This is a genomic window from Mycobacterium sp. Marseille-P9652 (assembly GCF_902652685.1).
GTDB lineage: Bacteria > Actinomycetota > Actinomycetes > Mycobacteriales > Mycobacteriaceae > Mycobacterium.
In genome coordinates this window covers 51,640-77,783 of sequence record NZ_CACRUY010000022.1, presented here as the reverse complement: position 1 = coordinate 77,783, position 26,144 = coordinate 51,640, and the positions used below count along the sequence as shown (strand labels likewise).

Genomic DNA, 26,144 nt, shown 5'->3' with positions numbered 1-26,144 from the left:
ACACTCAACCTCGACACCCCCGCCCAACGACTCGCCCAACTCCTCGACCAAGCCGCCTGACCAGATGTTGCACTAACCGATTGACAATGCCGGGCCGGGCTTCATCGTGGCTTCATCGAAGGGGGCTAGACCGTGTGCTATGGCGCGGAACCGAGTGAGCCCCAAGCGCACCGTCGCGATCGCCGCAGCGGTGGCGCTGGTCATCGCGGGTTGTGGTGCGGGCTCCCGGGGAGGCGCGGGTAGCAGCACGAGCCAACCTCCGAGTCCCCGTTCGGCGGCGACCACGACCGATGCGGACTGGAAGCCGGTGGCCGACGCGCTGGGACGCGCCGGCAAGTTGGGCGACAACAACACGGCCTATCGAGTCTCCCTGGTGCGCAATGATCTTCAGGTCACCACCGATGGTGTGCCGATCAAACCGGGATTGTCCCTGGGCGGGTATGCGGCATTCGCGCGCTACGACGACAACCAGACGCTGCTGATGGGCGACCTGGTGGTCACGGAAGCCGAACTGCCGAAGGTCACCGACGCGCTACAGGCCCACGGCATTGCCCAGACGGGACTGCACAAGCATCTGTTGCAACAAACCCCGCCGGTGTGGTGGACCCATGTGCACGGCATGGGCGACGCGGTGCAGCTGGCGCAGGGGCTCAAGGCCGCGTTGGACGCGACGTCGATCGGTCCGGCCACCCCGCCGCCGGCGCAGCAACCGCCGGTCGACATCGACACCGGGGGGGTCGAGCAGGCGTTGGGCCGCAAGGGAACTGCCGACGGCGGATTGTTCAAGTACAGCATCCCGCGCAAGGACACCATCGTCGAGGACGGGCATGCGCTGCCCGCGGCGTCGCTGAATCTGACGACGGTCATCAACTTCCAGCCCGTCGGAGGTGGCCGCGCGGCGATCAACGGCGACTTCATCCTGATCGCTTCCGAGGTGCAGAAGGTCATCCAGGCGCTGCGCGCGGGCAATATCCAGATCGTCGAACTGCACAACCACGGCCTCACCGAGGAACCCCGGCTGTTCTACATGCATTACTGGGCGGTCGACGACGCCGTCACGCTCGCCAGGGCGCTGCGTCCCGCGCTCGACGCGACCAACCTGCGGTCGTGACGGGGCGCGGGCCGCTCAGAACAGCAGCAAGCCAAGCGCTCCCGTCGCGACAACGACGTAAGGCTCCTTGACCTTGAAGCGCCACAGCACGGCCAGCGTCACCACGGCGATGCCGGCGGTGATCCAGTCGGTGACGGCTTGGCGGGTCAACACCACCACGGCACCGCAGAGTGCCCCGCCGGCGGCGGCGGTGGCACCGGCCACGAAGGCGCGAACCTGCGCATTGTCGCGGTGCCGCAGGAACCAGCGGCCGGGCACGACCACGCCGAGGTAGATCGGGGTGAAGATGGCGACACTCGAGACGATCGCGCCCGGCAACCCGGCGACGAGGTAGCCGATGAATCCGGCGCTGATGACGACCGGCCCGGGGGTGATCAGCCCGATGGCCACGGAATCGAGAAACTGGCTGTTGGTCAGCCAGTGGTGCTGATCGACGACACCGGCCCGCATGAACGGCACGATGGCCAGCCCGGAGCCGAACACGATGGCCCCGGTTTTCAGGAAGAACAACGCCAGCGATGCCAGCGTCCCTGCGCCGGCGATGGTGCCGAGCCCGATGACCACCGGCACGGGCTTGGCGTTATCACCCGTTCCCGCAACGTCTTCCGGCGGCTTGCGGCGGGGTCGCCGAATGCGTGGCCGGGCGTCGAGCAGGATCATCAGGAGGCCCGCGCCGACGATGACGAGCACGGGTTCGGAGCCGGTGAGTGCGGTGAGCGCGAACACCGCCGCACTGATGCTCCACAGCCGCCAGTCGTTGCGGTCCGTCAGTTTGATGAGTTTAATCGCGGCGATGGTGATGATCGCCATGACGGCCGGGGCGATTCCGTAGAACAGCGCCTGCACGACGCGCGAGCCCGAGTAGTGGGAGTAGATGGCGGCCACGGCCACCACGATGACGAACGAGGGTGCCACGAAGGCCGCGGCCACGGCGGCCGCGCCCCGGGTGCCCGTGCGCAGGTACCCCACCCACATCGCGACCTGCGCCGCGAGGGGGCCGGGCATGGTCTGGCCGAGCGCAACGCCGTCGAGGAAATCCTGCCGGTTGATCCATTGCCGCTGCTCGACGAGGTCACGTTGCATGTAGCCGACGGTGGCGATCGGTCCGCCGAACCCGATTGCGCCCAGCTTGAGGAAGTAGGCGAGTATCCGGCCGAATCCCACGGAGCGTCCGGGCTTCGGGTCGTCAGGCTCACCCATGTCGACTATTTACTCAAATGGTCACGACGTTGACGAGCAGCGATATCACGACGGCAAGCGTACGGACGTGGCCGTAGCGCCGCGAATCGACAGGTGACCGGAGATCGGCGAATGCCGAGAGGAAGACATACGTCATCACCGGCGCGAGCCAGTCGTTGGCGGAAAAGCCGGGAAGTCCGTCACTGTTGAGTTGTGGCATGTTGGCCGAGATCCGCCAGAGGAAAACTGCGGCCCCGCTCAGTAACCCGACGGCCACGGCGTCGGGCCAGGAGGACCGGGGAAGCCACCATGCCGCCGCCACGAGTGCGAGGACGCCGGTAAGCGCAGCGGTGAACGCGATTTGCGTCGTACCGAAGCGGCCGGCCTCTGCGGCGAGATCGGTTGCCGTGGCTATGGTTCTAATCACCCGCGGCGAATCCGATTGAAGTAGCGGGTCAATCGTTATCGGGCGCTTCAGTGCCTACGAAGCGAAAGCCTTGGTCGAGGTGTACTTCCACCTGAGTGCCGTCGGTCTTGGTGACGAGGACTCCGTAATAGGCTGCGCCCTCGTTGGTTTCCTTTTCGACCTTTCCGGCCTTGCCCGGTATGGCTTGCACCGCGGCGGCGCGGGCCTTATCCGCGGCCGGGCCGGTGATCTCCTGGTCGTCGGCGGCCGCGGCTCCGATGCCGATTCCCGCCAGCGCTGCGGCACTTGCCAGCCCGATGCAGATTCGCGTTCTGATTCTCATTGGCCACCCCTGCTCGCCGTAACCATCCTGCAGAAGCAGACGCTAGTTCCGGCACATGAAGCCAGCATGAATGTGAGCGGGATTCATTGCCGCGACATATTCACCGGCTGGCGGCGGACCAGACGAGCAGCGCGGCCGTGGCGACAGCGACCACGGCGTAGTAGCCGAGCATGATCCGCTCGCGAGCCGCATCCGTCCTCACGGTTGGCGTGCCGGACGCTTTGCGCTCTTCGATCACGTCGCGGCGGGTCCAGGTGAGGTACGCGACCATGGCGAGGATCGCGGCGAAGCCGATTGTGCTGGTGGTGGAAATACCCAAGCCGAGGCCGTGACCGGACGGCGGGGTTGCAAGCCAGTCGCCGACGTTGGCGCCCAAGGGGCCGGTCAGGACATACGCGAGCCAGAAGGACAGTACGGCGTTTGCGCCGAGCCGCCAGCCGATCACGATCGCGACAAGCAGGCCGGCCCACAGCAGCGCTGAGGTACCGGATCCCCATCCGGTGAGCTGCACCGTCCAGTCACCGGCCGCGGTACCCAGGGCGAAGGTGACGAAAACTGCGAGCCAGTAAAACGACTCTCGGGGCAACGTGACGATGCTGTGGAGGTCAAGTGTTCGCTCGCGGGCGTACCAAACGCCGAAGATGAGGGCCAGGGCCGCGGTGAAGATGCCCGTGGTCGCCGAAAGCGGAACCCCGAACTGAATGACGAGAAGGTCGGCGTACAAGGTGCCCGCCAGCCTGAACACGACGACCACCAGCCAGTACACGAACGGCACATAGCGATTCAGCCGTAACTGCAAGGCCAAAACGGCGGCAATCACCACCGGAAAGATCAGCGCGGTCTTGGTCATGCCCAACGTCGTGTCGAGCCAGTCGGCGAAGCTCACACCCACGGTTGTGCACAGGATCTTGATGATCCAGAACCACACCGTGACCTCAGGCACCTTGCTGAGCCGAGCACCCTCAGTGCCGGCGGTGTCGAACTCCCGCGACTCGGCCACAATGGCTGATAGTACAAACACCTGGTGACACCCGGTGCCGGTTGTCGCAAATGTGGCAGCGAAACCGATGGGGCAGTGGGGATTGCGCCCCGTCAGAACCAGGGACCCGGGAACTGGCCGTCCCGGTCCTGAACCATCACGATCTCCTTGCAATCGCCGTTCAGCGCGGCGGCGTTCTCGCCGCGGCACACCAGCGTCCACCCCGAGATCCGCTCGAAGGGCCGGACGGACCACGTCGTCGCGATCGGCTCGGTGGCCGGCAATGCGAGGACGGCGAACGTGTTGTTCGTGTTGGTGACGTAGAGGTGGTCTTCGAAGAAGGCCAGCTTGGCGATCGACATCTTCTTGGCGTCGTCACGTGTCTTCAACAGCTCCCACTGCTGGGTCCGCAGGTTCCATACGCCGAATCCGAACTGCGATGTGTCGGAGTTGTGGCCATCGACGAACAACCTGCCGTCCGACAGCGTCGCGGACAGCCCGCCGCCGGAGATCTTCTCCGAATCCGCCACCTTGACAAGCGCTTTCGCGTTGAGGTCATAGAACATCGTCGACACGGCCGGCGGGTTGTACGAATCCCAGTGGGTGAGCTTCACCAATTTGTCCGGCCCGTCGGACAATTCGCCGTCGACCGTCCAGATGTCGTTGTCCTGGTAGATCGGTTCGCCGCTGGGCCGCCGCAGCTCGGCCCCCGACGCCTTGGCGGCGTCGGTGTTGCGCTGGAAGGAAAGAACGTCCTGCCACACGCGGCCGGGCTGGGGGTCGTTCCACATCATCGTCAGGTCGGAGCCGGACAGGACCACGGTGCGCGGCGGTGACGCCGGGCTGCGTCCGTCGGTGAAGGCGTTCATCCACGCCACTCCCGACGCGGTCGCGGCGAGCTGCCACTGTTTGGCGGGCGCCAACTTCAGGTCCGGCGTCGGCGGCTGCAGGTCCTTGGTGACCAACGGCTGGTTGGTCTTGAGGTCGAAGACGTACGCGGTGGCCTCGGTCTGGGGGCCCTGAGCCGTCGTGACCACGTAGACGACCTTCAAGTCGTCGCCCGCACCGGCCAGGGCGCAGATGCCGCCGGTCACGTTCTCACCGGCGGGGACGGCGGGCACACCGGGCGTCACGTACTGGCCCGTCTTCGTGTCGAAGATCTTGGGCCGGATGTCTTGCGGCGCCGATTTCCTCTCCGCGAACTTGTCCGGGCACCCCACGTACGCCGTCCCGCCGAAGCTCTTCCAGTCCTTCTCCAATGGCCCGGTCACCGAGGCCGGCGCCGGAGCCGCGGTGGCGGTGGTCTTCGCGGCCGACGTGGAGGTCGTGGGCGTGGCCGCGGGAGGAGCGACGGTCTCCGAACAGGACGCGACGAGGAGGCACACGGCCCCGGCGAGCAGGGCAAACCTGTGTGCGGACACAGTTCGCCCCCCGATCCCACGCATCACCGAAACCCCCGTTAAGTTCGTGTAACCCCCGAGCGTAAAGCCAGGTCGCGGCGACCGCGAATCGTGTGCCGCGGGTCTTCGTCACATACCGCCCGTGCTACACCGAACACATGAGCAAACTTGCCGACGAGACGCGGTGGATGGACGCCACCGACCAGGCGGCGCTGGTGGCCACCGGCGAGGTCGCCCCGGGCGAACTGCTCGAGGCGGCGATCGAGCGGATCGAGCGGTTCAACCCGGCACTGAACGCGGTCGTCATCGAGTGGTTCGACCACGCCCGGTCGGTGGCCGCCGACCCCGCCCTGCCGACGGGGCCGTTCCACGGCGTGCCCTTCCTGCTCAAGGACCTGTACACGGCCTACGCCGGCCAGACCCTGTCCAACGGCAACGTCGCGCTGAAGGAGGCGGCCATCGTCGACACCGCCGACACGACGCTGGTCGCCCGGTTCAAGGCGGCCGGCCTGGTGATCGCCGGCCGCACGAACAGCCCCGAGATGGGCAGCCTGCCGACCACTCAGCCCGTCGCCTGGGGCGCGACCCGCAACCCGTGGGCCCTCGACCGCGCGCCGGGCGGGTCCAGCGGCGGCGCCGCGGCGGCGGTGGCCGCCGGCATCGTGCCGTTCGCCAACGCCTCCGACGGCGGCGGCAGCATCCGGATACCGGCGTCGTGCTGCGGCCTGGTCGGCCTCAAGCCGAGCCAGGGCCGCATCACCGTCGGCCCCGCCCGCGCGGAGACGGGACTGGGGGTCGAACTGTGCGTCAGCCGCACGGTCCGCGACACGGCCGGGCTCCTCGACGCGGTGCGCGGCCCCGGCGTCGGCGACTCCGTGATCGCGCCGCCCCCACGGCGCCCGTACCTCGACGAGGTCGGCGCCGAACCGGGCCGGCTGCGCATCGGGCTGCTCGACGTCCATCCGCGCGGCGACTTCCTGCACGACGACTGCGTTGCGGCGGTGCGCTCCGCGGCGTCGATGCTCGAGGGGCTCGGCCACATCGCGAACCCGCATGGCCCGCGGCCCTCGCCGACACCACGTTGGTCGAGAAGTTCATGGCGTTGTGGGCGACGCAATTGGCGATGGCGGCCCGCGGCTTCGGACAGACGCTCGGGCGGGAGGTGACCGCCGACGACATCGAGCCGGTGAACTGGGTGCTCATCGAGCGGGCGCGGCGGGTGACCGCCGTCGACTACGCCGCCGCGCTGGACGCCGTCTACGCGTTCCGGCGCGCCCTGCAGCAGTGGTGGGCCGACGGCTGGGACCTGCTGCTCACCCCGACGGTGGCCGAACCACCGCTTCCGCTAACGGAATTCGAGAACAACCCCGACCGCCCGACCGCGCCGATGCGCCGGGGCGGACAGTTCGCCGCGTTCACGCCGCCGTTCAACATGAGTGGGCAGCCGGCGATCAGCCTGCCGCTGCACCGAAATGCCGACGGCCTGCCGATCGGCGTGCAGCTCGCGGCGGCCTATGGCCGTGAGGACGTCCTCATCGGCGTTGCGGCGCAACTGGAATCGGCCCATCCCTGGGCGGCCCACCACCCACCGCTTCGAGCGTCGAACACCGATTAGTCGGCGTCGAACTCGACGGGCAGGCTCTTCGGCCCGCTCAGGCTGACCATCGGCTTCCACGGCGCCGGGCCGGCGATCCGCGGGTTGCGCATCCGCCGGGTCAGCACCACCAGCGCCTCGGCGATCTCGCGCCGCGCCAGGTTGGCGCCGAGGCAGTAATGCACGCCGCCGCCGAAGGTCAGGATCGCCGGTGCGCCCTCGCGGGTGATGTCGACGCGGTCCGGGTCCTCGTAGACCGCCGGGTCGCGGTTGGCCGCGGCGGTGTTCACCAGCACCATGGTGCCCGCGGGAAAGAGGTAGCCGTCCACGTCCGCGTCCTCGGCCACGAGGCGCAGGGTTCCGCACGCGATCGGCGAGTGGCGCATGGTCTCCTCGACCGCGCGCATCGCGAGTTCGGGCCTGTCCCTAAGAGATTCCCACTGATCCGGGTGCTCGCAGAGCACCTGCATCGAGGCGGCGACCTGGTTGCGAGTGGTGTCCGTGCCCGCCAGCAACAGGCCCCCGGCGAGCATCCGAAGTTCGGCCTGGTTCAGGCGGTCGCCGTCGTCCTCGGCGCGGATCAGATCGGACAGCAGGTCGTCGGTGAGGCTGTGCCGGCGGCGATCGACCATGTCGTCGACGTAGTCGTCGAGCTCGCCCCAGGCCCGCATGACCACCGGCTCCACCTCCCGCAGGTTCCCGGTGAAGGTGAAGGCTTTGAAGACGTCGTCGGCCCACGACGAGAATCGCTGCCAGTCCTCGCGGGGCGCGCCGAGCAGCGCGCAGATGATCGGGACGGGGTAGGGCCGCGCGATGTCGGTGACGACGTCACAGCGCCCGGCGCCGGCGACGCTGTCCACCACCTCGTTCATCACACCGGCCATCGTGTCGTGCAGGCGCAGGACCGCGCGGGGGGTGAAGGCCTTGGACGTGAGGCTGCGCAGCCGATGGTGGGCGGCGCCCTCGAGGCAGAGCAGGCTGTTGACCACCTTGTCCCACAGCGGGCCGGACGTGATGCCCTGCACGAGCAGGTTGATGCCCGGCGGGATCTGGAACCGGGTGTCGCGAAGCACGGAACGGACCATGCGATAGGACAGCACCTCGGGTCCGTACGGTCCGAGCGCAACCGGGGCCTGCCGCTGGGCCTCCCGCAGCCGCGGGTAGACCTCGGCGGGTGATTCCTCGGCGTCGTAGGTCAGCGCCGGCAGGTCGGCGTCGAAAACGCTTGCGGGAGCGGTGCCGACGGCCATGACGGTCTCCTCGCGGACAAGTTTCAGTCAATGTATGGCGACCGCACCATCGTGTCAACGATGTCGTCGCGTTGTCGGTGACAGGCCATACACAAAACGCGTGCCGTATTGCGGCGAGGCGGGCTCACTCGGACCCGCGCAGCCGCACCATCCTCGTCGTCGACGTCTCGTCCAGCTCGACGACATCGGAGCGGGATCGCAGGAAGTCGCTGAAAGACCGGAAACCCAAAGCTTTTTCGCTGAACGACGGGTCCATTCGCTTCATCTGGGCCTTGACCGCCGAATTGTGCAACCAGTCGACGTCGTCCTTTTCCAGGCCGATTCGGAGGGCGCGCGTCAGCAGCGCGGTGGCCGCGGCCTGAGGGTCGGGCGGCTCGGGCTCGTCGGGCTCGTCGGGCTCGGCCGCCTTGGCGCGCGCCCGTCGCTTCGGCGCGGTCTCCGTTGCGGCGGCCGGCGGCTCGAACGCGGGCACCCCCGGCAGCGCGTCGTAGACGACGAATTCGTCGCAGGCCGCGGCCAGCGCCCGGCTCGACGAGCCGGCCACCCCGATGCCCACGACGTACCGGCCCAGCCGCTTGCAGCGCTGCGCCAGGGGGATGTAGTCGGAGTCCCCGGCCACGATCACCACGTGGGTCAGGTCGGGCAGCCGGAACATGTCCTCGACCGCGTCGACCGCCAGCCGGATGTCGGCGCCGTTCTTGCCGTAGGCCGCCGCCGGGAACAGCTGCACCAGATCCACCGCCCGGCCCACCAGCTGTCCGCGGTACCCGGCGTTGAATTCGGCCGACCAGTCGGCGTAGGCGCGGGTGAGCACCAGCGTCCCGAACGACGACGCGAAGTCGAGGATCGAGCCCACGTCGACCGTGGCCCGGGCGCACCGCTCCGGGAACTGCTCGAGGCCCTTGACCTTGTCCCGCTGGAACGAGTTGCGCCCGTTCACCTGGTCGTACCGCGAGATGACGATGTTGTCGAAGTCGAGGTAGACGGCCACGCGGGCCGCGACTGGCTCGGTCATCACATCATTGTCGCTGACCGCCAATTCCGAACACTTGTTCAGCGTTCTTCGTCACTATTTTCGCTGATTGGATAGGTAAATAGTGCGCAAAGGGGTACACCCGTTCAATGAACGAGTTGAAGTTTCTCGAGTTGCACGGCGACCGGGTCGCCTACCGCGACGACGGTGAGGGCGAGGTACTGCTGCTCATCCACGGTATGGCAGGGAGTTCGGAGAGCTGGCGGTCGGTGACGCCGCAGCTCGCCAAGAACTTCCGCGTGATCGCGCCGGACCTGCTCGGTCATGGCCAGTCGGCGAAACCGCGAGGCGACTACTCGCTCGGTGCGTTCGCGGTGTGGCTGCGCGACTTCCTCGACGAGCTCGGGGTGAGCCAGGCCACCGTGGTCGGCCACTCGCTGGGCGGCGGTGTCTCCATGCAGTTCGTCTACCAGCACCCCGACTACGCCAAGCGGCTGGTCCTGATCAGCAGCGGCGGGCTCGGTCCCGACGTCGGGCTCATATTGCGGCTGCTCTCGGCCCCCGGCGCGGAACTGGTGCTGCCGGTCATCGCGCCGAAGCCGGTGCTGACCGTCGGCAACAAGCTCAGGTCGTGGCTGAGCAGCGCCGGCATCCAGTCGCCGCGCGGCGCCGAGCTCTGGAGTGCCTACTCGTCGCTGTCGGACCGGGACACCCGCCAGTCCTTCCTGCGGACGCTGCGATCCGTGGTCGACTACCGGGGCCAGGCCGTCAGCGCCCTCAGTCGGCTGCGGCTGCGCGAGGAGCTGCCGGTCATGGCGATCTGGGGCGACCGGGACGGCATCATCCCGGTCGACCACGCCTACGCCGCGCAGGAGGCCCGCGCCGACAGCAGGCTCGAAGTGCTGCCCGGCGTCGGACACTTTCCGCAGGTGGAGCTGCCCACCCGGGTCGTCGAGTTGATCGAGGACTTCGTCGCCACAGGGGAACACCGCGAGCTGAACAGCCCGCAGCCGAGCTTCTAACCCCGCGCGTCACGGCGGCGTCACGGTTGTGCGTCGGCCGCCCCCGGGCCGCGGCGCGCCGCGGATGGGCGCCCGGTTGGCTCCATACGTTCGGTCCCGTGAGCCGATTCACCGAGACGATGTATGCCAACGCGCACACGAGCCGGCGGGGGCTGGTCACCGGCGAGCCGGACAACCCCGTGCGGCACACCTGGGGTGAGGTGCACGAGCGGGCCCGGCGCATCGCCGGCGGCCTGGCCACGGGCGGCGTCGGACACGGGGACGCCGTCGCCGTCCTGGCGGGCGCGCCGGTGGAGATCGCCCCGACGGCGCAAGGCATCTGGATGCGCGGCGCCAGCCTGACCATGCTGCACCAGCCGACGCCGCGCACGGACCTGCAGCGGTGGGCGGCCGACACCACCGGCGTCATCGACATGATCGGCGCCTCCACCGTGATCGTCTCGGACCCCTTTCTCGCCGCCGCGCCGCTGCTGTCGGAACTGGGCCTGCGGGTGCTGACCGTCGGCGACCTGCTCGACGGGCGGCCGTCGGAGCCGGTCGACACCGGCGACGACGACCTGGCCCTGCTGCAGCTCACCTCGGGCTCGGCGGGATCGCCGAAGGCGGTGCGGATCACGCACCGCAACGTCGTGTCCAACGCGGAGGCGATGTTCACCGGCGCGCGGGTCGACCGCGACACCGACGTCATCGTGAGCTGGCTCCCGCTCTTCCACGACATGGGCATGACCGGCTTCCTGACGGTCCCGATGTACTTCGGCGCCGAGCTGGTCAAGGTGACGCCGATGGACTTCCTGCGCGACGTCCTGCTGTGGGCGCGGCTCATCGACAAGTACCAGGGCACGATGACCGCCGCGCCGAACTTCGCCTACAACCTGCTGGCCAAGCGGCTGCGCAGGCAGGCCACGCCCGGCGAGTTCGACCTGTCGTCGCTGCGGTGGGCGCTCTCGGGCGCCGAGCAGGTGGAGCCCGCCGACGTCGAGGACCTGATCGACGCGGGCCAACCGTTCGGGCTCCGACCCGGCGCCATCCTGCCGGCCTACGGCATGGCCGAGACGACGGTCGCGACGTCGTTCACCGAATGCGGCACCGGCATGGTGGTCGACGAGGTCGACGCCGACCTGCTCGCCGTCCTGCACCGCGCCGTCCCCTCGACCGGCGGTAAGACTCGGCGGCTGGCCACCCTCGGGCGCCTGCTCGACGGCATGGAGGTCCGCGTCGTCGACGAATACGACGCACTGCTGCCGCGCCGCGGGGTCGGGGTCATCCAGGTGCGGGGCGCGTCGGTCAGCGACGGCTACCTGACGAAGGCCGGATTCGTGTCGGCGCAGGACGAGCAGGGCTGGTACGACACCGGCGACCTCGGGTACCTGACGGAGACCGACAGCGTCGTCGTGTGCGGGCGCGTCAAGGACGTCATCGTCATGGCCGGTCGCAACATCTACCCGACGGACATCGAACGGGCGGCCGCCCGCGTGCCCGGCGTCCGGCCGGGCTGCGTCGTGGCGGTGCGCCTGGACGCCGGACGGTCGCGGGAAACCTTCGCCGTCGCAGTCGAATCCGCGGCATGGCAGGACCCGGCGGAGGTGCGCCGCATCGAGCGGCTCGTCGCGCACGAGGTGGTCGTGGAGGTTGGCGCCCGGCCGCGCAACGTGGCGGTGCTGCAGCCGGGATTGATCCCCAAGACCCCCTCGGGGAAGCTGCGGCGCACCTACGCGCTGGCGCTGGTCAGCTGAGTTGCGCTAGCGGTAGTCCACCTGCCAGTGCTTGATGCCGTTGATGAACGGTGACCGCAGTCGCTCGGGCTCGCCGGTCGGGGTCAGGTTGGGCAGGTGGTCGGCGATGGCGTTGAACATCAGGTCGACGGTCATTCGGGCCAGGTTGGCGCCGATGCAGTAGTGCGCCCCGGTGCCGCCGAATCCGAGGTGCGGGTTGGGGCTGCGCAGGATGTCGAAGGAGAACGGGTCGTCGAAGACCTCTTCGTCGAAGTTGGCCGAGCGATAGAACAACACCACCCGGTCGCCCTTGCTGATCTGCACGCCGCCGAGGTGGGTGTCCTCGAGGGCGGTGCGCTGGAACGCCGTGATGGGGGTGGCCCAGCGGATGATCTCGTCGGCCGCGGTCTTCGGGCGCCGGGATTTGAACAGCTCCCACTGATCGGGGTGGTCGGCGAACGCCATCATGCCCTGGGTGATGGAATTGCGGGTGGTCTCGTTGCCGGCGATGCCGAGCGTGACCACGAACATGCCGAACTCGGCGTCGGACAGGTGCTGGCCCTCGGCGTCGGCCCGAACGAGGGTCGTGACGATGTCGTCCCCGGGATCCTCGGCCTTGCGTTGGGCCAATTGCGTGGCGTACCACATCAACTCACCCGCGGCCGTCAGCGAGTCGAACTCCGCGAACTCGGGGTCGTCGGCGCCGATCATCTTGTTGGACCAGTCGAACAACTTGTCGTGGTCCTCCGGCGGCACCCCGAGCAGGCCGGCGATCGCCTGCAGCGGCAACTCGCTGGCGACCTGGCGAACGAAGTCGCCCGACCCCGCCGCCGCGGCCTCGGCGGCGATACGCCGTGCGCGCTCGGCCAACTCGGCGCGCAGCCGCTCGACCGCGCGCGGCGTGAAGGCGCGCGAGACGATCTTGCGCAGCCGGGTGTGCTCGGGGTCGTCCATCATGATCATCGACGCGCGGCCCGCCTCGATCTGGCCCGCCGCGACGTCCGGCCGGTAGCGCGGCACGATCGATTTCGCCGCGGACGAGAAGACGTCGCTGCGCAGCGAAACCTCCCGAACGTCACGGTGTTTGGTGACCACCCAGTAACCGCTGTCGTCGAATCCGCCGTGGCCGAACGGCTGGGAGTTCCACCAGACCGGCGCCGCCCGGCGCAGCTCCGCGAGCTCCTCCACCGGAAGTCGGCGGGCGTAGATGTCGGGGTCGGTGAAGTCGAATCCCGGCGGGAGGTCAGGACTGGCCATGGGTTGCTCCTCGCGAAGGGCGGGCCGTGAGGGGATGGTAGCCCCGCCCGGGACGAATCCCGCTAGAAATCCGCAAGGATTCGGCGAAGATCCGGCAAGGCGTCGGCGCCATCGTGTGGTTCGTGAACGGCGCGAAGACGACGAGGGGGACCCTGACCGGAACGGTCGCCGGGGCGCTGGTGTCCAGCGTGGTGGCGGTGACCGCGAGCGGGCCGGCAGCCGGCGCCCCGCACGCCGATGCGCTGCCCGCGTCGGGTCAGGTTTACCCGCTGCGCCCGTCGCCCGCGCTCGCGGGCGACGCGAGGTCGGAGATCCAGGACTTGCTGGCGCAGATCTCCGACCTCGACAACAACTGGGAGAGCCTCACTCAGGCGCAGCGGCAGCAGCGGTTCACCCAGCTCCAGCAGCAGGCCGCCATCGCGCAACAGGACTCCCAGAACGTCCCGCCCGGCCAGCAGCCGGAGGTGCTGGGGATGCTCGGCCTGGCGATCGCCAGGCTGCTGGACGTCGGCAGGAAGGTGCGGCAGGGGAACTGAACGCCGAGCGGGCCCGGCGGGAGCGACAATCACGTCATGCTTCTGGTGCCGGCGTGGGTATGGCGGGGCGGTCCGATCTACCGAGCGGTGTGCGCCGGCGTCCCCTCCGGCGTGTTCGTGGCGGCCCTGGTGTTCGCGGAATCCGGTGTGCCGCTGGGCGCTTTGGTTGCGTTCGTGGTCATGGGCATCTTCACCGGCATCGCGACGGCGCGACGAATGGGCACCGCGTGGCCGTCGGCGAGCGGCCTCCGTCCGGGCCAGCGCGTCGCGGTGAGCTCGGCGGTGCGCCGGGGGCGCGGCATCGCCGACGCGACACTGGCCCCGGCGGCCATCGAGTACGCCCGCGCGCTCCTCGACGCCGGCGAGCAGGCGCGCCGCCGCGAATGGGTGCTCTGGGTGGGGGGCGCGGCGATGCTGGTCTTCGCGGTGATCGACAGCGTCTGGGGGACATTCCGGCTCGCCGCGGTGTCATGGCTGGTGGTGGCGCTCTTCGCCGTCGAAATCCTCTGGTGGCCGCGGGCGCGCAACCGGCTGCTGGCCAACGCCCATCGCACCCGGGCATCCGCAGCCGGGGCGCGGGGACCCGTCGACTGAGGCGTCAGCCCGCCGCCATGCTGGGCACCTCGGGACGGTCCCGCGCACCGAGCATGGACGCGGTGGTGACGATGGCCCGATCGATCTGACGCAGCGCGTGGACCGCCGTGACAAGCCGCCGGGTGCCGGGCCGCGGCTCGTCCTCGCCGTCGTGCCCCCGGGCGAGGGTTTCCGCGCGGTCGAGGTCGTCGGTCACCGACACGATGGTCGGTGCGTGCGTGCCCTCGATGGCGTCGACCAGCGCGTCGACGTTGCCCCGGGTCTGCGCCGCGGCCGAGACGAAAGCTTCGGCGAATTCGGTTGTGCCGGGCGGGATCTGGTAACGCTCCGCGCTGCGCGCCAGGGACCGTCCGAAGTGGTCGCACGCGGTGAACAAGCGCAGGCCCCGCCGCACGTTCCGGCGGCCGGCGATACCGGCGACCCCCGCCAGCAGCGGCTTGGCGCTGACGCGGAACTGCTGCAGCTTCCGGTCGAGCTCGCGCGCCTGTTCGGTGGGGCTTCCCGCCTCGTCGGCGCCGAACATCGTCGCGGTCGAGACCTCGATCAGCGCCGACAACGCCGTCAGGAAGGCGCGGGTGTCATTGCGGATCGTGGTCCGGGTGTTGGTCGGCAGCACGAGGATCGCCACCGCGGCCCCGATGACCGCGCCGATTGCGGTCTCTTCGATCCGAAGCATCAGCACCCCGAACGAGAACTGCCCGAGAAGCCCGTACAGCAGCGCGAGCATCGTGGTGATCCAGAACGTCATCAGGCTGTAGGTGACCGTCATGAAGTAGAAGGCGCAGAACAGGCACACGAAGATGGCGACCAGGGAGGCGGTTCTGTCCGCGGACACGAGCGTGGCCACGAGCACCCCGGCCGGCACGCCGAGGACCGTGCCGAGCAGGCGCTGCCAGCCCTTGGTGAGGGTCTCGCCCCACGAGTTGGTCCCGGCGAAGATCACGAAGGCCGCGATCACCGCCCAGTACCACCGCGCCGGGGACACCAGCTCGCCGGCCACGATCGCCAGCGACGCGGCGACGGCGACCTGGATGGCCTGCCGCGTCGTCGGCAGCAGGCCCCCGGACACCGCCGCCCGCTCATCGCCGGTCTCCTCCGGCGCCTCGTCCGGGGCCGGGTCGGCGCCGCCCGTCGTGTCCCCGGTGGCGTCGCCGGCGACGATCGCCCGGGCCTCCGATGTGGCGGTCGCGGCGTTGATGATCGCCAGGGCCAGGCGGCGCACGGCGGCGGTCCCAGAGTCGTCGGCGCCGGGGGACAGTTGGTCCAGCAGCTGTTGCGCCTGGTTCGCGGCGCCGGCGAGGCCGTCCGGTTCTGGCATGCGGATCGCCCGCGACAGCTGGGTGAGCGCCGCGACGAGCGCGGTGCGCGTGGAAGCCGGTATGGCGGATGGGCATTCGGACGCCACCTCCGCGGCCCGCCGGCCGGCGGTCGCGACCCATTCGACGGCCAGCTCGGCGTCGAACAGCCAGGGGGCGAGCTGTTCGGCGGTGACGTCGGGCGACAGGGTGGCGGGCTTGAGCTTGTCCTCGATCTGGCTCTGCACCAAGAGGGCGGTCTCGTTGAGCCGGACGGCTCGCGCGCGCATGCGCCGCCGGCGGCGCTCGTCGATGCGCCCCGTGCGGACGGCCTCGGCGGTGGTGTCGACGACGATCGCCATACGCGCGCGCAGCGCCCGGATGGTGGCGCGCAGCACGCTCTCGGGCCGGTCGGGCAGCACGTAGGTGCTCATCACGTAGGTGCACGCCGTGCCCACCGCGACCGCGCCGATCATCCAGGGCAACTCCGCGATTCGGGCCCGCAGGTAGAGCGTGAAGAAGTAGGCCATGAACGCGACCATCCCCAGGGCCCGGCCGCGCGGGCCGAACCGGCGGGCGTAGACGGCCGCGAAGACGATCGCCACGAAGGCGGCCTCGCTGGGCAGGGGGTACGGCGCGAGCACCGACGCGGCGGCGATCGACACGGCCGCCGGCACGGGCAGCAGCGCCATCGTGATCCGCTGCTGGCGGGGATCCGGCTCGTTGACCGACCGCGACGCCACCATCGTGATGACGACGCCGAGCAAGGCAACGGTCAGCGGCTGTCCGGTCGCCCTCGTCAGCAGGAAGAGGATGAGCAGGGAGCAGCCCAGCGCGGCCGTGGTGCGAGTCGCCATCCGCAGGCGGAGCAACCCAGGGTCGGAGCCGATCACCCAGTTGCGGGCTCGTTCGTAAAGAACAGTTATCGGGTGACCGCCTCTCTCGCGCGTACACACCATGGTTACCCGAACCGCGTCGCCGCGGCCAAAGTAGTCTTCGAGATCGTGACCGGGCCGACGCGGGCGAAGCTGGCCGACGGCCGCGACCTGCTTTTCTTCTCGTTGCCCGGGCGCTTCCCGGCGCCGGTCGACGACCGCCGGCCGCTGCCGCCGCGCGAGCCCGACCAGTCGCAGCTGCGGTTCGACCGGACGACCGGGCAGTGGGTCATCGTGGCCGCGCTCCGCCAGGACCGCACCTACAAGCCGCCCCCCGACCAGTGCCCCCTGTGCCCGGGTCCCACCGGGCTGACCAGTGAGGTGCCCGCCCCCGACTACGACGTGGTGGTGTTCGAGAACCGGTTCCCGAGCCTGTCCGGCGCCGGTGCCCCGCCGGCCGTCGGTGACGCCTTCGTCTGCGCCCCCGGACACGGTCGCTGCGAGGTGATCTGCTTCTCCAGCGACCACAGCGGCTCCTTTGCGAACCTGACCCTCCCGCGCGCGAGGTTGGTGGTCGATGCCTGGCGGCACCGCACCGCCGACCTGATGGCCACGCCGGGCATCGAGCAGGTGTTCTGTTTCGAGAACCGCGGCGAGGAGATCGGGGTGACCCTGACCCACCCGCACGGCCAGATCTACGGGTATCCCTTCCTGACGCCGCGCACGGCCGCCATGTTGGAACAGGCTCGTCGTCACCGAGAGCGCCACGGCGACAACCTGTTCGCCGACCTGCTGGCGCGCGAGGTCGCCGACGGCGGCCGCGTGGTCACGCGCACCGACTCGTTCACGGCCTTCGTGCCGTTCGCGGCGCGCTGGCCGGTCGAGGTGCACATCTACCCGAACCGGTTCGTGCACAACCTCCTCGAACTCGACGGCGACGAACTGGACGACTTCACCCGCATCTACGTGGACGTGCTGCGGCGGTTCGACCGGATGTATTCCGTTGCGCTGCCATATATCTCGGCCCTGCACCAGTATGCCGCCACCGCTGCGCAGGCGGACGGCTACTTCCACGTCGAGTTGATGTCGATCAGGCGCAGCGCCGGCAAGCTGAAATACCTGGCGGCCTCGGAATCGGCGATGGAGGCGTTCATCAGTGACGTCACGCCCGAGAGCGTGGCCCGGCGACTGAGAGAACTCGGCGAGGAAGGCACATGACGGTCCGCTACGGCGCGCCCGGGCGCATCAACCTGATCGGGGAGCACACCGATTACAACCTCGGGTTCGCGCTGCCCATCGCGCTGCCGCAGCGCACCACGGTGACCTTCGCGCCCGACAACACCGACGCGATCACCGTGCAGAGCACACGCGCCCAGGGGGCCGTGCGGTTTCCGCTCGCGACCGTTCCGGGTCAGGTGACGGGGTGGGCCGCCTACGTGGCGGGGGTGGTGTGGTCGGTGCGGCAAACCGGCCAGGCGCTACCCGGCGGCGTGATGTCGATCAGCAGCGACGTGCCGATGGGATCGGGGCTGTCGTCCTCGGCGGCGCTGGAGTGCGCGACGCTCGGCGCGCTCGCGTCGGCCGCCGGCATGCGCATCGACGCCAAGGAGCAGGCGCGCATCGCCCAGCGCGCCGAGAACGACTACGTCGGCGCCCCAACGGGTTTGCTCGACCAGCTCGCGGCGCTGTTTGGGCGGCCGGCGACGGCGCTGCTCATCGACTTCTCCGACCTCGCCGTCACCCCCGTGGCGTTCGACCCCGACGCCGACGGTGTGGCGCTGCTGCTGATCGACTCCCGGGCCCGCCACGCCCACGCCGACGGGGATTACGCGACGCGGCGCAAGTCCTGCGAGCGGGCCGCGTCCCATCTGGGGGCGTCATCGCTGCGCGAGGTCTGGGACCGCGGGCGCGCGGAGCTGGACGCGGTCGGCAACCCGGTCGACGCCCGCCGCGCCCGCCACGTCCTGACCGAGAACGGACGAGTGCTGGATTTTGTTGCCGCCGCTCGTGATTCGGACTTCGTGGAGGCCGGACGCATCATGACGGCCTCGCAGGTCTCGATGCGCGACGACTTCCAGATCACCACCGAACACATCGACCTCCTCGCCGACACCGCGGTGCGGGCGGGGGCGTTCGGCGCGCGGATGACCGGCGGGGGATTCGGCGGGTGCGTCATCGCGTTGGTGCCGGACCGACGCGCGGAGGCCATCGGGGAGACGATCCGCAGGACGGTCGTCAGTGCCGGGCATCCGCGGCCGATCATCACCCGCACGCACGCGGCCGCGGGCGCGGGCCCCTGCGACTGAGCCGCGCTTGCCGCTCGAGCCGGGACGTTAGCTGTAACGTAAAGGCTGTGATCGTCCGGACCTGTTCCCTTTGCACCACCGGCTTCGCCGCCCGGTCCGACGCGCTCTACTGCTCGGCCGCGTGCCGGCAGAAGGCGCACCGCGCCCGGACGGCGCGCCGCGCGGCCGTCGCGGAGCGGGGGCCATGGCCTGGGAACTAGACGGCCAGGCCGCCGCGGTCGAGCGGGCGCTCGCCGGCGGGACGCCGCAGCGCCTCGGCTGGTTCCGCTTCTATTTCGCCGACCAGCGCTGGGAATGGTCCGACGAGTTGCAGCGCATGCACGGCTACGAACCGGGGACGGTCACCCCCACCACCGAACTCGTGCTGTCGCACAAGCATCCCGAGGATCGCCAAAACGCCGCCGCGACCATCGACGACATGGTGCAGCATCGGCGGGCATTCAGCACGCGGCATCGCATCGTGGACACCGCCGGAGCGGTGCACCACGTGATCGTGGTCGGTGACGAGTTCTGCGACGAGAACGGCGAAGTCATTGGCACACAGGGCTTTTACGTCGACGTCACCACCGAGTCGCGAACCGAGGAACTCGTCACGGCGAAAGTCGCGGCCATCGCCGAGCGCCGCGGCGCGATCGACCTCACCAAGGGCATGCTGATGCTGGTGTACGGCATCGACGAAGACGCCGCATTCAACGTCCTCAGGTCGCTGTCCCAGGCGCACAACCTGAAGTTGGGGCCACTGGCCGAACAGATCGCCAAAGACTTCGTCGCGTTGGGCAGCGAGACCGGCATCTCTCGCGCGACGTTCGACCGGTGCCTGCTGACGGTGCACGAACGGGTGACTCCCTGAGGGGGCCGCTACTCGACGGGCGTCAACCGCACCGCCGCCAGGTGGAGGCGATCGACCGCTTCGGCGAACTCCGCCAGCGTGGGCATCCGCTGGTCCGCGAACTTCAGCCCGATCATGCGCTGCGCGCGGCGCACGCCGTAGGACTGGGCGCAGCGCAGGAACAGGCCGGAGACGACGTCGCGGTCGCGGATGAGCTCGCCGCGCATGGCGGTGGTCCGCCCGTCGTAGACGACCTGGGCGGGAGCGCCGCCACGGAAGTTCTGCTTCCACCCGGCGCCGGTGAGCGCATACAGCTCGCCGTCGATCAGGTGGGCGCTCAACGGGATCGAGAATGATCGTCCCGTCTTGCGCCCGGTGAAGCTCAACACCATCAGCTGCTTGCGGGCCGGTCCCGCAAGCGGGCTCCGCAGCAGGACGCCCATGATCGGATTCACCAAGCGCATGAGCGCCGACGGCGGGTGCCCGGCGTCCACCGCATGCGACTGTTCTCCCATGCGCTCACCGTACGGCGGATGAGCCCGACGGGGGAGAGGCGACGGTGCCCGAGTTACGTCGTGATGGTCGTCTGATCGTCGATCACGTTGGTGGCATCCATCAACGGGCCCTGCTCGCTCTGCAGCGAGTCGGCATTGAGCTGCAGCACGTACACCGCGCCCTGGCTGGGGATCACGACCGTCTTCTGCGCGACGGCGCGCGTCTGGCCGTCCCGCTGGTAGGTGCCGCCGAGCTGCCATGCCTGGAAACCGCCGAGCGTGGACGCGGAGCCGTTGCCGGTGCCCTGATATCCGGGGAGGTTCTGCAGCTCTCCCGGGGCGTACTGGATGATCTTCGCCGGGTCGACGTCACCGGTGAGCTTGGACAGCAGCGCCGAAATGGTCGGCGGGTCGGACGGGTTGGCGGGCTGCGTCAACACGATGCCGCCATACGACGTGCCGGCGTTCTGGTTGATCTGCCACCCCGCCGGCACCGGCAGGTCGACGTTCGGGCCCGGGTCGCCGTGGTGGATCGGGGTCTCCGTGATGTGGTTGTCCTTGACGTAGTCGGCGATGGTGTACTTGGCGCCCGCCGCCGGGGCGGGGCTGGTCGCGGACGACGCCTTCGTGGTCGACGAACTGGTCGACGAGGAGGTCGACGTGGAGGTCGACGTCTTGCTGTCGGACTTGTTGTCGGAGCCGCAACCCACGAGCGCCAAAGCAAGCGCCACGGTAATGGTTGCTGCCGTCAAATGTTTCATCGATCCAATCTCCCGAAAATTGGGGTCGGTACGTGCGCCGACCGCGGCGAAACGAGAGTAGCGGAAATGGCGGCCGGCGTTAACTGGATCTTTGGAGAGAATTTCGGCGCCACCGCGGTCTTCCAAAAATCGTTATTCGATTCGTCCGGCAAAATTCCCCCGCGCATACCGGTTTATCCAGTAAGAGACTTCTATGACGTCGCGCAGGGTGCTGATCGCGCTCGTCGCGGCAACCGCCCTCGTCATGGCTTTCATCGCGGCTGCGCCGCCCATGGCGTACGACGGCGAACCCCCGCTGGTGACCAATCCCGCGGACCACGTCGACACGCTCGTCGGCACCGGAACCGGCGGCGAGACGGTCGGCGAGATCAACAACTTCCCGGGCGCTTCGGTGCCGTTCGGCATGGTGCAGTATTCGCCCGACACGGTCGACAACTACGCCGGCTACAACCACGGCAATGCCCGCTCCACCGGGTTCAGCATGACGCACGCCTCGGTGGGCTGCGCCGCGTTCGGTGACATCTCGATGCTGCCCACGACCACCCCCATCGGCTCCCAGCCGTGGGACGCGTGGGAGAAGATCGCGCACAACGACTCCGAGAAGGGCGTGCCGGGCTATTACACGGTGCGCTTCCCGGGCACCGGCATCACCGCGGAACTCACCGCGACGACGCGCACCGGAGTCGGGCGGTTCACCTACCCGCGCAACGGGCGGCCCGCCCTGTTCCACGTGCGTTCCGGGGCTTCGCTCGCGGGCAATTCCCGCGCGGCCATCCAGATCGGCGAGGACAGGACCACCATCACCGGATGGGCCAGCAGCGGCGGTTTCTGCGGCAAGAAGAACACCTACACGGTGTACTTCGCGATGAAGTTCAGCCGGCCGTTCGATTCGTACGGCGCCTGGGACGGCTTCGCCGTCTACGCCGGGGCGCGCAGCGCGAACTCGCCGTACAGCGGCGGATACGTGTCCTTCCCGGCAGGGTCGAAAGTCGAAGTGCGAACCGCGATCTCGTACGTCAGCATCGACGGGGCGCGGGCCAACCTGGCGACCGAGAGCGGGGGCAGCTTCGACGACGTCCGCGCCGCGGCGGCCTCGGAGTGGAACGCCGCGCTGTCGCGGATCTCGGTGGCCGGCCGCAACCGGGGCACGCTGACGACGTTCTACACCTCCCTGTACCGGTCGCTGTTGCACCCCAACACGTTCAACGACGCCGACGGTTCCTACACCGGATTCGACGGCGCCCTGCACAAGGTGCCCGAGGGGCATCGGCAGTACGCCAACTTCTCCGACTGGGACACCTACCGGTGCCTGGCGGCGCTGCAGGCGCTGCTGTTCCCGGAGCGCGCCGCCGACATGGCCCAGTCCCTGGTGAACGACGCCGATCAGAGCGGGTCGCTGCCCCGGTGGGCTCTTGCCAACGCCGCCACCGGCGAGATGACAGGCGACAACGTGGTGCCGCTGATCGTGAACCTCTATGCGTTCGGCGCCAGGGACTTTGACGCCAAGGCGGCGCTGCGCTACATGGTGTACGCGGCGACCAAGGGCGGTACCGGGCTGAACGGGTACGTGGAGCGGCCGGGCATCGACTCCTACCTGAAGCTGGGATACGCGCCGCAGAGCCCGGAGTTCCGCACCGACGCCAGGATCGCCGGGGCGTCGATCACGCTCGAGTGGTCGGTCGACGACTTCGCGATCGCCCGGTTCGCCGGCGCGCTCGGCGACGCCGCGACCGCCGCGGACTTCCAGAACCGGTCGCAGTACTGGCAGAACCTGTTCAATCCGAGCACGCACTACGTGTCACCGCGCAGCGCCAGCACCGGCCTCTTCCGGCCGGGACCCGGTTTCGTCGAGTCCCGCCTCGGCTTCGGCCAGGACGGGTTCGACGAGGGCAACGCCGAGCAGTACCTGTGGTGGGTGCCGCACAACGTTGCCGGCCTGGTGACCGCGCTCGGCGGCCGTGGGGCCGTGGCCGGCCGGCTCGACCGCTTCGTCGAGAAGCTGAACGTCGGCCCCAACCAGCCCTATCTGTGGGCCGGAAACGAGCCGGGCTTCGCGGTGCCGTGGCTGTACAACTACATCGGTCAGCCCTGGAAGACCCAACTCACCGTCGACCGGGTGCGCGGCCTCTTCGGCCCGACCCCCGACGGCGAGCCGGGCAACGACGACCTCGGCGCGATGGCCAGCTGGTACGTGTGGGCCGCGCTCGGCCTCTACCCCAGCACGCCCGGAACGTCGCTACTGAGCGTCAGCGCACCGCTTTTCGATCGCGCGGTCGTCGCCCTGCCCGGGGGCAAGTCGCTGCGCATTTCGGCGCCGGGCGCGTCGGGGCCCAGCCACCTGAGGTATCTGAGCGGCCTGAGCGTCGACGGGCGGCCCACCGACAAGACCTGGCTCCCGGAGTCGGCCGTCGCCACGGGCGCCGAGCTGACCTTCTCGCTCGCGGCGTACCCCGACAAGCATTGGGGCACAGCCGAATCGTCGGCGCCGCCTTCCTTCGGCGCGGGCGGTTCGGCCGTCACGGTGAATGTGTCGCGGCCCATCGTCACCATCGCGCCGGGCACCACCGGCACCGTGACCGTCGACGCCCAACGGATGGTGGACGGCGCCGGCGACTACACCGTCGCCGGCACGTCCACCGACAGCGGAATCACGGTCGAACCCCTGCGGGGGCAGTTCGGCTCAGGCGGATCGGCGGCCATTTCCGTCGCGATCGCGGTGGCCCGGTCGACGCCCGAGGAGTACTACCTGGCCTACATCGACACCACGGTCGGCCAGAGCGTGCGCCGTTCGGTGGTGATGGTGGCGGTGCTGGCCGGCCAGGATTGACGCGGCGTCAGATCATTTCGTTCTTGGTCAGCCAGCGCATCACCGGCCAGCCGACGAACACCGGTAGCCAGCAGGTGAGGATCCGGTACAGCAGCACCGACGGGACCGCGACGGCCGCCGGCACCCCGAAGGCGGCCAGCCCACCGATGAGCGCCGCTTCGACGGCACCCACGCCGCCCGGGGTCGGGGCGGCCGATGCGAGTGTGCCGCCGACCATCGTCACCACGGTGACGGTGACGAACGTGGTGTGTCCGCCGAAGGCCTGGATGCTCGCCCACAACGCGAGCGCGGCCCCGAGAGTCGTTCCGGCGCAACCCAACAGGATCAGGCCGAGCCGCCTCGGCTCACCGGCCAGCTCGAGGAGGTCGCCGCTCACCTCGGCCAGTTTCGGACGCACCTCGGTCGCCAGCCACTTGCGCAGCCGCGGGACGAACAGGAAGGTGCCGAGGAAGCCCAGCGCCACGCCCGCGATCAGGTAGAGCATGGTGGCCTTGGGGACGAAGTGCGCCAGGTCGGTCGACGCGCCGGCGAGTGCGCTGAACAGGATCAGCAGCGCGAGGTGGACGATCACCTGCACCGACTGCTGAAGCGCCACCGCGGCGGTGGCCCGCATGGCGGACAGCCCGCTCTTCTGCAGGAAGCGCGTGCTGAGCGCGAGCCCGCCGACCCCGGCGGCGGTGGTGGTCGCGGCAAAGGTGTTGGCCACCTGCACCGTTGCCAGCCTGCGGAAGCCGACCGTGCCGTCGGCGCAGGCCCACAGGGCCGCGGCCGCCCCGACATAGGTCAGCGCCGAGACCGCCAGCCCGAGCAGCGCCCACCACCAATTGGCATGCCGCAGTTGGGAAACGAACGTCGGCACGGTGCTGATGAAGGGATACGCGACGTACACCAGCGCGCCGAACAGCACCAGCTGGATCACCTGGCTGCGGGTGAACCGGGTGATGGTCTCGGTCTTGATCTGATCGGCGCCGGTCTGCCGCTTCACCTCGGTGCGGGCGGCGGAAATGACGGCGCCCGCGTCCGGAACGGACTTGCGGATGCTTCGCGGGACGGCGATCTTCGTCAGCCGCCGCGACGCGTCCAGGATCGTGTCCTTGCCGAACGCGTCGATCGCCGCGGCCACAGCCGATTTCGGGTCGTAGAGCGCCGAGGTGGTCACCAGGAGCTGGGCGATGTCGGACTGGAGTTGCGCGTCGGTGGCGCCGTATTCGGCGCTGAAGAAGTCGCCGAAGAGCACCGTGCCGTCCTCGACCGTGATCTCCTGGCCGCGCAGGTCGCCGTGCGAGATCTGGTGGCCGTTCAGGTCGTGCAGCGAATCCCACAGTCGCGCAACGGGGGTCGTCTCCACGCAGTCCGCGATGGGGACGCCGCGGGGCGGTCTGTGCGCGTAGAGCATCCAGCCGCGGGTCAACGGCGCGACCGCGATCGCGGACGTGTTGGCCAGGCCGAGCTGGTCGATGGCGATCGCCATCAGCGCCCGGTGCTCGACGGCGCGGCGCATGGACGCCACCAGGGGCGCGGTCTCGGCGTCCCGCAGCTTGAGCTTGCCCCAGAGCTGGCGCAGCGCGCCGCCGCTGCGCTGATGCGGCCCGTATACCTCGATCATCGCCGAGCAGGGCGGGGACTCGCACTTGGCGGCGAGCACCAGCGGGCCCCGCCCGGCGGGCCGGACCACGGTGAGCCGCGAGACCAGGAACCCGCGCCTGGCCATCGCCCGCACGGCATCCTCCAGTGGCACCTCGAGCGCGGGCGTCCCGACGAAGAGCACGACCAGCGAGCCGACCACCCACCCGACCGCGAGACCCAGCAGCGCGCGGGCCGGCACGATGGCGCTCACGATCAGGTGGATCGGTACGAAGGCGAGCAGGAGCGCCCACCACCACCGCCGCCACCGGGCGGGCAGCCACGGCCCCGACACGGTCAGCACCGCCGCCAGCATCGCGATCCAGCGCGGGTCGTCGAGGAACTGTGCGAGCACGGTCTGGAGGCGGTCCGACACGTCGAAGTGCCACCGGGGCGCCGACAGCCCACCGCCGCCGACGGACAACGGCAGCGCCGCCAGCAGTGCCGCCGCCGCGTAGGCGCCGAGCAGTTTCCACTGCCGGGCGACCACGATCCCGATCAGGATCATGAACGGCAGGGCCAGGATCGCGATGCCGTAGGCGAGGTAGACCAGATCGGATTGCTTGGGGGACAGGACGCCGACGATCTGCGAGATCGACTTCTCCAGCGCTTCCCACTGCGGGCGGGTGATGAGTGAACTGGTGATCACCACCGCGAGCAGAACGACGCTCGCCGCGAGCCGAAGGATGTCGTTGGTCCGCCGGGTAAGGGGTTGCAGCAAGCTGCCGGTGACGGTGACGTCGCGCCCGTCGACTCGCATCCACCGATTATCCCGTGT

At 69.5% G+C, this 26,144-nt stretch carries 23 protein-coding genes; 11 read left to right on the top strand and 12 right to left on the bottom strand.

Annotation, left to right across the window (positions count from 1 at the left end):
- Positions 1–139: 139 nt before the first annotated feature.
- Positions 140–1,111: a DUF1259 domain-containing protein gene (locus tag GPY60_RS13930; RefSeq protein WP_156688263.1), complete on the top strand. Its 972-nt coding sequence runs from the start codon at positions 140–142 to the stop codon at positions 1,109–1,111.
- A gap of 15 nt (positions 1,112–1,126) precedes the next feature.
- On the opposite strand, the gene chrA is transcribed toward GPY60_RS13930, so the two are convergent.
- The 5 genes from chrA to GPY60_RS13905 all read right to left on the bottom strand — a co-directional run bounded on the left by chrA (position 1,127) and on the right by GPY60_RS13905 (position 5,463).
- On the bottom strand, positions 1,127–2,311 hold the full coding sequence (gene chrA, locus GPY60_RS13925; RefSeq protein ID WP_156688262.1) for a chromate efflux transporter: 1,185 nt from the start codon (positions 2,309–2,311) through the stop codon (positions 1,127–1,129).
- A gap of 13 nt (positions 2,312–2,324) precedes the next feature.
- Positions 2,325–2,612, bottom strand: a complete 288-nt coding sequence (locus tag GPY60_RS13920) for a hypothetical protein (protein ID WP_156688261.1) — start codon at positions 2,610–2,612, stop codon at positions 2,325–2,327.
- Positions 2,613–2,745: 133 nt separating this feature from the next.
- Positions 2,746–3,039, bottom strand: a complete 294-nt coding sequence (locus GPY60_RS13915) for a PepSY domain-containing protein (RefSeq protein WP_197283667.1) — start codon at positions 3,037–3,039, stop codon at positions 2,746–2,748.
- Positions 3,040–3,139: 100 nt separating this feature from the next.
- Complete coding sequence (locus tag GPY60_RS13910) at positions 3,140–4,039, bottom strand: COG4705 family protein (protein ID WP_156688260.1); 900 nt, start codon at positions 4,037–4,039, stop codon at positions 3,140–3,142.
- 92 nt (positions 4,040–4,131) lie between these two features.
- Complete coding sequence (locus GPY60_RS13905) at positions 4,132–5,463, bottom strand: hypothetical protein (protein ID WP_231639645.1); 1,332 nt, start codon at positions 5,461–5,463, stop codon at positions 4,132–4,134.
- A gap of 113 nt (positions 5,464–5,576) precedes the next feature.
- On the opposite strand from GPY60_RS13905, the gene GPY60_RS13900 reads away from it, so the two are divergent.
- Positions 5,577–6,584, top strand: coding sequence for an amidase (locus GPY60_RS13900; RefSeq protein ID WP_255457239.1), 1,008 nt, complete (start codon positions 5,577–5,579; stop codon positions 6,582–6,584).
- A complete protein-coding gene (locus tag GPY60_RS27425; protein WP_255457238.1) occupies positions 6,581–7,033 on the top strand; it encodes an amidase family protein in 453 nt (150 codons plus the stop codon). Before GPY60_RS13900 ends, GPY60_RS27425 begins: the two co-directional genes overlap by 4 nt.
- On the opposite strand, the gene GPY60_RS13895 is transcribed toward GPY60_RS27425, so the two are convergent.
- Both GPY60_RS13895 and GPY60_RS13890 read right to left on the bottom strand, forming a co-directional pair.
- A complete protein-coding gene (locus GPY60_RS13895) occupies positions 7,030–8,262 on the bottom strand; it encodes a cytochrome P450 (RefSeq protein ID WP_156688258.1) in 1,233 nt (410 codons plus the stop codon). The two genes, GPY60_RS27425 and GPY60_RS13895, sit on opposite strands and share 4 nt — an antisense overlap.
- Before the next feature lie 124 nt (positions 8,263–8,386).
- Positions 8,387–9,277 carry an NYN domain-containing protein gene (locus tag GPY60_RS13890; RefSeq protein ID WP_156688257.1) on the bottom strand — a complete coding sequence of 297 codons (891 nt, stop codon included), beginning with the start codon at positions 9,275–9,277 and terminating at the stop codon, positions 8,387–8,389.
- 107 nt (positions 9,278–9,384) lie between these two features.
- Between GPY60_RS13890 and GPY60_RS13885 the strand changes: the two genes are divergently transcribed.
- Together GPY60_RS13885 and GPY60_RS13880 are read left to right on the top strand one after the other, a co-directional pair.
- Entirely contained in the window at positions 9,385–10,257 is an 873-nt protein-coding gene (locus GPY60_RS13885) for an alpha/beta fold hydrolase (RefSeq protein WP_156688256.1), read from the top strand.
- 98 nt (positions 10,258–10,355) lie between these two features.
- Positions 10,356–11,990, top strand: a complete 1,635-nt coding sequence (locus GPY60_RS13880; RefSeq protein ID WP_156688255.1) for a fatty acyl-AMP ligase — start codon at positions 10,356–10,358, stop codon at positions 11,988–11,990.
- A gap of 6 nt (positions 11,991–11,996) precedes the next feature.
- Here GPY60_RS13880 and GPY60_RS13875 read toward each other — a convergent pair whose 3' ends face one another.
- Positions 11,997–13,226: a cytochrome P450 gene (locus tag GPY60_RS13875; protein WP_156688254.1), complete on the bottom strand. Its 1,230-nt coding sequence runs from the start codon at positions 13,224–13,226 to the stop codon at positions 11,997–11,999.
- Between the two features lie 122 nt (positions 13,227–13,348).
- Between GPY60_RS13875 and GPY60_RS13870 the strand changes: the two genes are divergently transcribed.
- Together GPY60_RS13870 and GPY60_RS13865 are read left to right on the top strand one after the other, a co-directional pair.
- The gene (locus GPY60_RS13870; protein ID WP_156688253.1) at positions 13,349–13,762 is read left to right on the top strand and encodes a hypothetical protein; all 414 of its coding nucleotides are present in this window, start codon (positions 13,349–13,351) and stop codon (positions 13,760–13,762) included.
- Between the two features lie 36 nt (positions 13,763–13,798).
- On the top strand, positions 13,799–14,356 hold the full coding sequence (locus GPY60_RS13865; protein WP_156688252.1) for a hypothetical protein: 558 nt from the start codon (positions 13,799–13,801) through the stop codon (positions 14,354–14,356).
- A 4-nt stretch (positions 14,357–14,360) separates the two neighbouring features.
- On the opposite strand, the gene GPY60_RS13860 is transcribed toward GPY60_RS13865, so the two are convergent.
- A complete protein-coding gene (locus GPY60_RS13860; protein ID WP_156688251.1) occupies positions 14,361–16,544 on the bottom strand; it encodes an FUSC family protein in 2,184 nt (727 codons plus the stop codon).
- 111 nt (positions 16,545–16,655) lie between these two features.
- Between GPY60_RS13860 and galT the strand changes: the two genes are divergently transcribed.
- The 3 genes from galT to GPY60_RS13845 all read left to right on the top strand — a co-directional run bounded on the left by galT (position 16,656) and on the right by GPY60_RS13845 (position 19,682).
- Positions 16,656–17,744: a galactose-1-phosphate uridylyltransferase gene (gene galT, locus GPY60_RS13855; protein WP_197283664.1), complete on the top strand. Its 1,089-nt coding sequence runs from the start codon at positions 16,656–16,658 to the stop codon at positions 17,742–17,744.
- Positions 17,741–18,832 (top strand): galactokinase, encoded by a 1,092-nt coding sequence (locus GPY60_RS13850; protein ID WP_156688249.1) that lies wholly within the window; start codon positions 17,741–17,743, stop codon positions 18,830–18,832. The genes galT and GPY60_RS13850 overlap by 4 nt, the downstream gene beginning before the upstream one ends.
- Before the next feature lie 184 nt (positions 18,833–19,016).
- Complete coding sequence (locus tag GPY60_RS13845; protein ID WP_156688248.1) at positions 19,017–19,682, top strand: PAS and ANTAR domain-containing protein; 666 nt, start codon at positions 19,017–19,019, stop codon at positions 19,680–19,682.
- An 8-nt stretch (positions 19,683–19,690) separates the two neighbouring features.
- On the opposite strand, the gene GPY60_RS13840 is transcribed toward GPY60_RS13845, so the two are convergent.
- On the bottom strand, positions 19,691–20,176 hold the full coding sequence (locus tag GPY60_RS13840; RefSeq protein ID WP_156688247.1) for a hypothetical protein: 486 nt from the start codon (positions 20,174–20,176) through the stop codon (positions 19,691–19,693).
- 53 nt (positions 20,177–20,229) lie between these two features.
- The gene (locus GPY60_RS13835; RefSeq protein ID WP_156688246.1) at positions 20,230–20,916 is read right to left on the bottom strand and encodes an LpqN/LpqT family lipoprotein; all 687 of its coding nucleotides are present in this window, start codon (positions 20,914–20,916) and stop codon (positions 20,230–20,232) included.
- A gap of 193 nt (positions 20,917–21,109) precedes the next feature.
- On the opposite strand from GPY60_RS13835, the gene GPY60_RS13830 reads away from it, so the two are divergent.
- Positions 21,110–23,743, top strand: coding sequence for a GH92 family glycosyl hydrolase (locus tag GPY60_RS13830; protein ID WP_156688245.1), 2,634 nt, complete (start codon positions 21,110–21,112; stop codon positions 23,741–23,743).
- Positions 23,744–23,750: 7 nt separating this feature from the next.
- Here the strand turns inward: GPY60_RS13830 and GPY60_RS13825 are convergent, their stop codons facing one another.
- A complete protein-coding gene (locus GPY60_RS13825) occupies positions 23,751–26,126 on the bottom strand; it encodes a lysylphosphatidylglycerol synthase transmembrane domain-containing protein (protein WP_156688244.1) in 2,376 nt (791 codons plus the stop codon).
- Positions 26,127–26,144 lie beyond the last annotated feature (18 nt).